The organism is Flavobacteriales bacterium (genome assembly GCA_013001705.1).
Taxonomy (GTDB): Bacteria; Bacteroidota; Bacteroidia; order Flavobacteriales_D; family JABDKJ01; genus JABDLZ01.
This window is the reverse complement of the sequence record JABDLZ010000172.1, coordinates 1-7305: the sequence shown is the minus strand read 5'-3', so window position 1 is coordinate 7305 and position 7305 is coordinate 1. Positions and strand designations below refer to the sequence as shown.

At 49.3% G+C, this 7305-nt stretch carries 9 protein-coding genes; all 9 read left to right on the top strand.

Going from position 1 to position 7305, the window contains the following annotated elements; translation table 11 throughout:
* The first annotated feature begins 341 nt into the window (after window positions 1-341).
* A complete protein-coding gene (locus tag HKN79_07145; GenBank protein NNC83337.1) occupies window positions 342-854 on the top strand; it encodes a rhodanese-like domain-containing protein in 513 nt (170 codons plus the stop codon).
* 83 nt (window positions 855-937) lie between these two features.
* The gene (locus HKN79_07140; protein ID NNC83336.1) at window positions 938-2293 is read left to right on the top strand and encodes an FAD-dependent monooxygenase; all 1356 of its coding nucleotides are present in this window, start codon (window positions 938-940) and stop codon (window positions 2291-2293) included.
* Window positions 2290-3231 (top strand): tryptophan 2,3-dioxygenase, encoded by a 942-nt coding sequence (locus tag HKN79_07135; GenBank protein ID NNC83335.1) that lies wholly within the window; start codon window positions 2290-2292, stop codon window positions 3229-3231. The genes HKN79_07140 and HKN79_07135 overlap by 4 nt, the downstream gene beginning before the upstream one ends.
* Before the next feature lie 101 nt (window positions 3232-3332).
* Complete coding sequence (locus HKN79_07130; protein NNC83334.1) at window positions 3333-4136, top strand: MotA/TolQ/ExbB proton channel family protein; 804 nt, start codon at window positions 3333-3335, stop codon at window positions 4134-4136.
* The gene (locus tag HKN79_07125) at window positions 4133-4741 is read left to right on the top strand and encodes a biopolymer transporter ExbD (protein NNC83333.1); all 609 of its coding nucleotides are present in this window, start codon (window positions 4133-4135) and stop codon (window positions 4739-4741) included. The genes HKN79_07130 and HKN79_07125 overlap by 4 nt, the downstream gene beginning before the upstream one ends.
* Complete coding sequence (locus HKN79_07120; protein ID NNC83332.1) at window positions 4738-5262, top strand: biopolymer transporter ExbD; 525 nt, start codon at window positions 4738-4740, stop codon at window positions 5260-5262. Before HKN79_07125 ends, HKN79_07120 begins: the two co-directional genes overlap by 4 nt.
* Window positions 5255-6043 carry an energy transducer TonB gene (locus HKN79_07115; GenBank protein NNC83331.1) on the top strand — a complete coding sequence of 263 codons (789 nt, stop codon included), beginning with the start codon at window positions 5255-5257 and terminating at the stop codon, window positions 6041-6043. The genes HKN79_07120 and HKN79_07115 overlap by 8 nt, the downstream gene beginning before the upstream one ends.
* Window positions 6040-6720 (top strand): hypothetical protein, encoded by a 681-nt coding sequence (locus HKN79_07110; GenBank protein NNC83330.1) that lies wholly within the window; start codon window positions 6040-6042, stop codon window positions 6718-6720. The genes HKN79_07115 and HKN79_07110 overlap by 4 nt, the downstream gene beginning before the upstream one ends.
* 17 nt (window positions 6721-6737) lie before the next feature.
* Window positions 6738-7305, top strand: a 568-nt coding sequence (locus tag HKN79_07105; GenBank protein ID NNC83329.1) for a hypothetical protein, incomplete at its 3' end; no start/stop codon positions are given.

Genomic DNA, 7305 nt, shown 5'->3' with positions numbered 1-7305 from the left:
CGATCTGGCCTACATATTGCCTCAAGAAAGGAAGCAATTCCTTCAGATGGTCCCTCTGATTGAAGGCTGGTATGATTAAACTTAGACCGAAACTCGACATGGATACATTTCACGGTCAATTGAAATCTGCCTATATCTGCGATACCGTATCTGCATTCAGATTTCAAAACAAAGAATAATGTGCTATCTATTCATTCTGAACCTGTTACCGATCAATTGATTGCAAAAGTCTGGCAATGCACACCTCCGCGTAATGAGAAAGCACTTCCAAAATAGAAAAATCGAATTCGGCAACTACTGCCGGATACTGGATATAGGAAACTATACGTATACAGACTTCGATGAATAAGCATCTACTATACCTATGTGCATTAACGACCATGGGATTCTCCCAGATCTTATGGGGCCAAGAGCAGGTCACCAGCCGATCGTACCAGGCCATGCTCAATACCATGCTCTCTCACTCTGTCGAAGAGATTGCGGTGGACTCATTGAAGGATAGACTTGGAGATTTCACCTTCCTAGATGCTCGCGAAGAGAAAGAATTCGCGGTCAGCCACCTGCCCGCAGCCATCCATGTGGGATATGAGGCATTCGATTCTACACAGGTGGCCTCATTGGATCGAGATACCCCTCTAGTGGTCTATTGCAGCATCGGCTATCGCAGTGAGAAGATCGCTGAGCGATTGATGGACATGGGATTCTCAGAGGTCTACAATCTCTATGGAGGCATATTCGAGTGGGTCAATCAGGGCAACGAAGTGATCAATACCGGCCAAGCAACAGACTCAGTGCATGCCTACAGTAAACTATGGGGTATCTGGCTGAAATCAGGGGTGAAGGTCTACGATTGACCAATATCAGTCCATTCCACCCCCGCACAAGCTTCAAAGCAGCTACATTTACCCATATATCCCATCAAATCGATCGCATCTATATGTCTAAGAAAGTCACCATTGTAGGAGCCGGTCTGGTAGGTTCTCTTCTTGCTTGTTACCTCGGTCGAAGAGGATATCAGGTGGCCGTCTATGAGAAACGACCCGACCTGCGCAAGAAGAAGATCGTGGCCGGAAAGAGTATCAACCTGGCCTGCAGCACGCGAGGCTGGAGAGCCTTGGATGCCGTGGGTGTAGGAGATATAGCTCGTGCCCATGCCATCCCCATGAAAGGGCGCATGCTCCACTCGGTGGAGGGTAATCTGAGTTTCCAGCCCTATGGCATAGATGATCAGGCCATCTATAGCATCTCTCGTGGTGGATTGAACAAGATCCTCATGGACTATGCCGAGCAGGATAACGATGTGACCTTTCACTACGATCAGAAGTGCATGCATGTGGATGTGGACAGCGCTACGGCCACCTTTGTCGACTATACCACCAAGGAGGAGAAGAAGGTGGAAGCTGATATTTTGATCGGTGCGGATGGCGCCTTCTCCCGTGTACGCGGCATCATGCAGCGTCTACCCCACTTCGACTATACCCAAGATTATATCGATTCCGACTACAAGGAGTTGAGCATCCCCGACCTGAATGGGGACTTCCGTATGGAGAAAGAAGCCTTGCACATCTGGCCACGCGGACGCTTCATGCTTATCGCACTACCTAATGGTGATGGCAGTTTCACCTGCACCCTCTTCATGCCCTATGAAGGCGAGAACTCCTTCAAGGATTTGACAGATGCTAAGGCGGCACGTTCCTTCTTCGAGAAGATATTCCCAGATGCCATCGCACAGATGCCCACATTCGATGAGGACTGGAATGAGAATCCTCAGGCACCGCTGGTGATCATCCGTTGCTATCCCTGGTCATGGAAGGATAAGGTGACGCTCATCGGAGATGCATCGCATGCTATCGTACCCTTCTACGGACAAGGAATGAACTCCGGATTCGAGGATTGCTATGTCTTCGACCAGATGATCGATGAATTCGATGGAGATTTCAGCAAGATCCTACCCGAGTTCGGCAAACGCAGAAAACCCAATGCCGATGCCATTGCCGATCTGGCCTTGTACAACTATCAGGTGATGGCCGACTCGGTCAACGATGAGGGATTCCTCTTGCGCAAGAAACTGGAGCACCGCATCATGGAATTATATCCCGAGCGATACAAGTCCCTGTACAGTATGGTGACATTCAGCCATATCCCCTATGCCGAAGCCCAGCAGAAGGGATTCGAGCAGGACGAGTACTTCAAAGGACTCATCCAGAAACACGATATTGAAGGCATGTTCGATCGCGGAGAGATCGATGACTTCATCCACACCCTTTTTAAAACCAAAGAGACTATCATATGAGTGCACCTGAAGAAGGCTGGACCAAAGATCAGATCGTAGACCGGATACGTGCCAAGTACGAAGGCGAAGGCCTCAACCCGGATATCTTCATGACCGGACTCCTCTGGAGCAAACCCATCAACTACTGGGACTATATCAATCTGGATGCTCTGCTCAATCTTCAGATACCGCGTACCGTCTTTCCAGATGAAATGGTCTTCATCATGTATCACCAGATCAATGAGCTGCTGTTCAAGCTCATTCTGCATGAGATCGAGCAGGTGGCCGAGCACACTGGTATCAATGGTAAGTTCTTCAAATTGAAACTAGGGCGGATCAGCCGCTATTTCGACATGCTGAGCTCTTCATTCAGTATCATGCAAGAAGGCATGGAGATGGAGCAATACATGCGTTTCCGCAATACCCTCTCTCCCGCGAGTGGATTTCAGAGTTACCAATACCGCTTGATCGAACTTCGCTCGACCGATATCGAGAACCTCATCGATGCCCGGTATAGGGATGATTATTCCGATGATTGGCCTCTACAAGAGAAATTCAGGAAGATCTATTGGCAGGCTGCAGGCGTGGACCCCCATACCGGTGAGAAGAGCTATATGCTCGAGGATTTCGAGACCAAGTATCTCGGTAAATTCTTCAAGACGGCCGATCAGTACGAAGACCGGAATCTCTATGCCATCTATCATCAGTTGGTGGATAAAGAAGGTGAAGATGAGACGGTCAAGGACATGATGCGGCATCTGGACTGGACAATCAACGTCAAATGGGTCATGGCCCACTATAATGCAGCCTATCACTATCTGAATTCCGGGAAGAAAAAAGCCGAAGCCACAGGAGGTAGTGCTTGGGAAAAATACATGCATCCCAAGTATCAGAAGCGCATCTTCTTCCCCAGCGTATGGACCGATGAGGAGATCGAGAACTGGGGAGAAGGTCTCTGACCCGATTGCCGAGTTTCAGAAAAAAAACTGTCAAAAGTCAGTTTTCTAGTTTGCATCCCATTCTACATTGAACCGCGAAAACAGCTCTAATTCGCGCTCTTATGGGAAAGAATATCCAAGGATGGCTTGCAGCCATTATCATACCACTGGCCATTGTCATCGCTTATTTCATCTATACACAGGTATTGGGCAACCCGGCCAACTTCGAAGGAGGTTCCAACCTGAATGAGCCTTTGAAGAATAACTACCTAGGGGTAGTATACAAGGGCGGTAGCATCGTCATTCTGCTCATCTCCTTCCAGATCATTCTTGTAGCCTATGCTATCGAGAGATTCATCAGTCTGCGTCAGGCGAGAGGAAAGGCTGACAATGCCCGTTTCGTATCCCAGGTCAAAGAGTCCTTTGAACAGAAAGAGACCGAAGGCATCGTGAAGGCCTGTGATACTCAACAAGGCTCCTTGGCCAGTGTCATCAAGAATGGAATTAAGACCTATATGATGGTGGATGATGACCCGGACTTCGATAAAGAGTCCAAACTCATCACCATCAGGAATCAATTCGAGGAATCCACGCAACTGGAGATTCCACAGTTGAATAAGAACATGTCCATCATTGCCACGCTGGCATCTATATCCACGCTCATAGGACTGCTAGGTACGGTCACGGGTATGATCAAGGCCTTCTCAGCACTCGCACGTGTAGGAGCACCAGATGCCGTAGGATTGGCCAATGGGATATCTCAAGCCCTGGTCACCACTGCCTTGGGTATCTCCACTGCTGCGGTGGCCATTGTGGTATTCAATTACTTCACAGCACGCATCGACAAGATCACCTTCGCCATCGATGAGGCGAGTTTCTCCATTCTGAGTAGCATGAAAGAGGGCTACATGAGAAAGAGCGCATGAGCACTCCCAAGAAACGGCCGGCCTCTCCCAAGTTGGACATGAATCCCATGGTCGACCTGGCCTTCCTCTTGGTGACCTTCTTCATGATGACCACCACGTTCAAGACAGAAGAAGCAGTGGAGGTCATCACGCCCAGCTCCACTTCAGAGATCAAGATCCCTGAAAAGAATATCGGCACTATCACGGTGAGCGAAGATGGGAAGGTGTTCTACGGAATGGATGGCAAATTCACGCGTGAACGACTGATAGCCATGATGGGGACGCGCTATGATATCCAGTTCGAAGAAGAGGAAGTCCGGGCCTTTTCCCTGACCCCATCCTTCGGAGTAGAGGTGTCCCAACTGAAAGACTTCCTGAGTCTCAAACCCATGGAAAGAAAGGAGTTTCAACAACCCGGAATTCCTATGGACTCGCTTGACAATCAATTCCAGGAATGGGTCATCCATAGCCGTTTGGTCAATCCACGGATGCGCTTTGCTATCAAAGGAGATGAAGACGCCCAATATCCGGTCATCAAGGAGATCATAGATATCCTGGTCAAGAACAAGATTACCCGATTCAACTTGATCACCGACAAGGAGACCCTAGCTGAAGAAGAAGCATGATCAGGCGTAAAGAGGACATATTGACCGAAGAAGTCCACTCTCGGGACCAGCGCGTGAAAAAGAAGGATGTGGAGATCGACATGAATCCGATGGTCGACCTGGCCTTCCTCCTCCTCACCTTCTTTATGCTCACGACCACTTTTGCCACTCCACAGGCTATGGAGATCGTGATGCCGGTCAAGCCGGATGAAGAAGCGGTAGAGAAAGAGCAAGCGGTCAAAGAGTCCAAGACCTTGACCATCATTCTCCATGATGAAGATGAGATATACTGGTATCAAGGCATCACAGACCCAGAGATAGAGAAGACCGACTACAGTCCAGAAGGAATACGCGACCTTCTGATTAAGAAAGACCAGGAGATCGAGGATATCGTAGTCCTCATCAAGCCTTCTGAAGCGTCTACCTACAAGAATCTGGTGGATATACTCGATGAGATGCATATCACCGCTATCCAGCGCTATGCCATCGTGGATATCACAGATGATGACCTCGCATTGATAATGGATCTGGACAATGGATGAGCAGCGTCACATAGATGATGTGATATTCCATGGCCGCAACAAGGAATATGGTGCCTATCAATTACGCCAAAGGCAGGCCAAGCACAGCTTGATCGGATTTGCGATATCGGCCTTTCTCATTGCCTTCTTCTTCAGTGCACCCCTGCTCATCGACATCATCTTCAAAAAGGAGGAAGAAGCCCTGAAGATCGAGGCCAAACGCACCTTGAAATATTCCGAACTCTCAGCCCCACCTCCTATAGAAGTGGAGAAACCGCCCGAGCCCATCAAGGTTCCGCCTAAAGAGATCAAGTCGGTCAAATACTTACCTCCCGTGGCCAAACCCGATGAAGAGGTGCCCGATGATGAAGAGGTGCCTACCATAGATGAATTGGATGAGGCCGCCCCAAGTACGGAGACTATAGACGTTCCCGACTCGGTCATATTCGATGAGACCGATGTGGCTGTGGTAGAAGAGCTGCCTGATGAACCCTTTACGGTAGTGGAGACCATGCCCCTCTTCCCCGGTGGTGATACAGAACTACTCCGCTATATCAGTTCCAATATCTCCTATCCATCTACGGCCAAAGAACTGCGTATCCAAGGGCGGGTATATGTGAGTTTCGTAGTAGAGAAAGATGGTTCTGTGACCAATGTGGAGGTCATACGGGGTATCGGGGGCGGATTGGATGAGGAGGCCGTGCGTGTGATCGAGTCCATGCCGCAGTGGTCACCCGGTATGCAAGGCGGCATGTTGGTCCGGGTACGATTTGTACAGCAGATAACCTTCGTATTGAAATGAGTTACAGGAGGAAATCTCGGATCATCCGTCCATTCCTTTTCACAGGATTGGGACTATTCTTCATCCTTCAAGCCCCGATACTCAATGCCGATATGAGTAGCAGTTATCGAATCTTTGGTTCCTTGCTGGTGGCTTATGCTGTCTTCAGAGCCGCGGGTATCCTGCAGATGGATCGACATGCGATGATAGTTCTGGTGCTCTGCTCAGGCTTGAATGGGTGTCAGGAGGAAACTCGAGCGCCCCAGGAAACTGTGCTGATCTGCCATCCCTCCTTAGTAGATCTGATTCATCAGGAATATGCAGTCTTCAACCATCTCTATCCCCATGCTGGGGCCTTGACCATACGCTCCAGCACTTCCCTATCTGATCTTGCGGAAGAATCGACTTCTGCCCTCGCAGCAGTGGTCGGGATAAATCTGGAACCTGATAGAATAGACCGATTGGAAGAGACCTTTGCCCTTTCGGTGGATTCAATGGTATTCATTCGAGACCATAGGACCGATACTCGAAACAATGCACCGATTCGTATCTATGAGTTCGAACCTTACACAGGTCCGGTGAGTCGATTCATTGCCTTTCTGACCAGTCCACGAGGCCAACTCATCGCAGCCAAGGCCGGCTATCTACCAGCCTACCCTCCCGAGCGAGAGTGGCAGATTCGCGAAGAATACTGGTAGTTTATCTTAGTGCTGTTATGGTGACACTGCGCAGCGATAGATCCTATTTCATCGTTATACTGGTAACGGCTGTGGTTCTCGCTGGGTGGACCTGGGCTCTGATGGCTTCAAGGGGATTCGATGAAGATTCCCTACGCATTCTCATCCGTGGCACGGCCAGAAGCAGTGCTATCCTGTTCTCCCTGGCCTTTGCAGCCAGCAGTGTTCATCATTTCGTCCGATCGGATATTACTGCTGTCTGGCTACGTTGGCGTCCGCATCTAGGGCTGGCTTTCACAGTATCGCATACGGTGCATCTCATCTTTCTCATCTTACTCCAAGAGTACATTCATCCGGTATTCACTTTGGCCAAGGCCACGTCTCTTTTTGCCGGGGGAACCGCTTATCTATTCATGTACCTGATGGCCTTGACCACTTTCACGGCTATCAAGATCCGCATCTCACCTTGGTTCTGGAAATACCTCCATCTGATCGGTTCCTACTGGATATGGGCCATCTTCTTCAATTCCTATTTGAAGAATGTGATCAATAGAGGAAGGTATCACGGTCTACTCGCATTATTGAGTATCGTGATGATGCTACGGG

Excerpts from the sequence above, each read along its gene's own strand:
- HKN79_07135 (NNC83335.1), top strand. The coding sequence starts at position 2,290 with ATGAGTGCACCTGAAGAAGGCTGGACCAAAGATCAGATCGTAGACCGG.
- HKN79_07140 (NNC83336.1), top strand. The coding sequence starts at position 938 with ATGTCTAAGAAAGTCACCATTGTAGGAGCCGGTCTGGTAGGTTCTCTT.
- HKN79_07125 (NNC83333.1), top strand. The coding sequence starts at position 4,133 with ATGAGCACTCCCAAGAAACGGCCGGCCTCTCCCAAGTTGGACATGAAT.
- HKN79_07130 (NNC83334.1), top strand. The coding sequence starts at position 3,333 with ATGGGAAAGAATATCCAAGGATGGCTTGCAGCCATTATCATACCACTG.
- HKN79_07145 (NNC83337.1), top strand. The coding sequence starts at position 342 with ATGAATAAGCATCTACTATACCTATGTGCATTAACGACCATGGGATTC.
- HKN79_07115 (NNC83331.1), top strand. The coding sequence starts at position 5,255 with ATGGATGAGCAGCGTCACATAGATGATGTGATATTCCATGGCCGCAAC.
- HKN79_07110 (NNC83330.1), top strand. The coding sequence starts at position 6,040 with ATGAGTTACAGGAGGAAATCTCGGATCATCCGTCCATTCCTTTTCACA.
- HKN79_07120 (NNC83332.1), top strand. The coding sequence starts at position 4,738 with ATGATCAGGCGTAAAGAGGACATATTGACCGAAGAAGTCCACTCTCGG.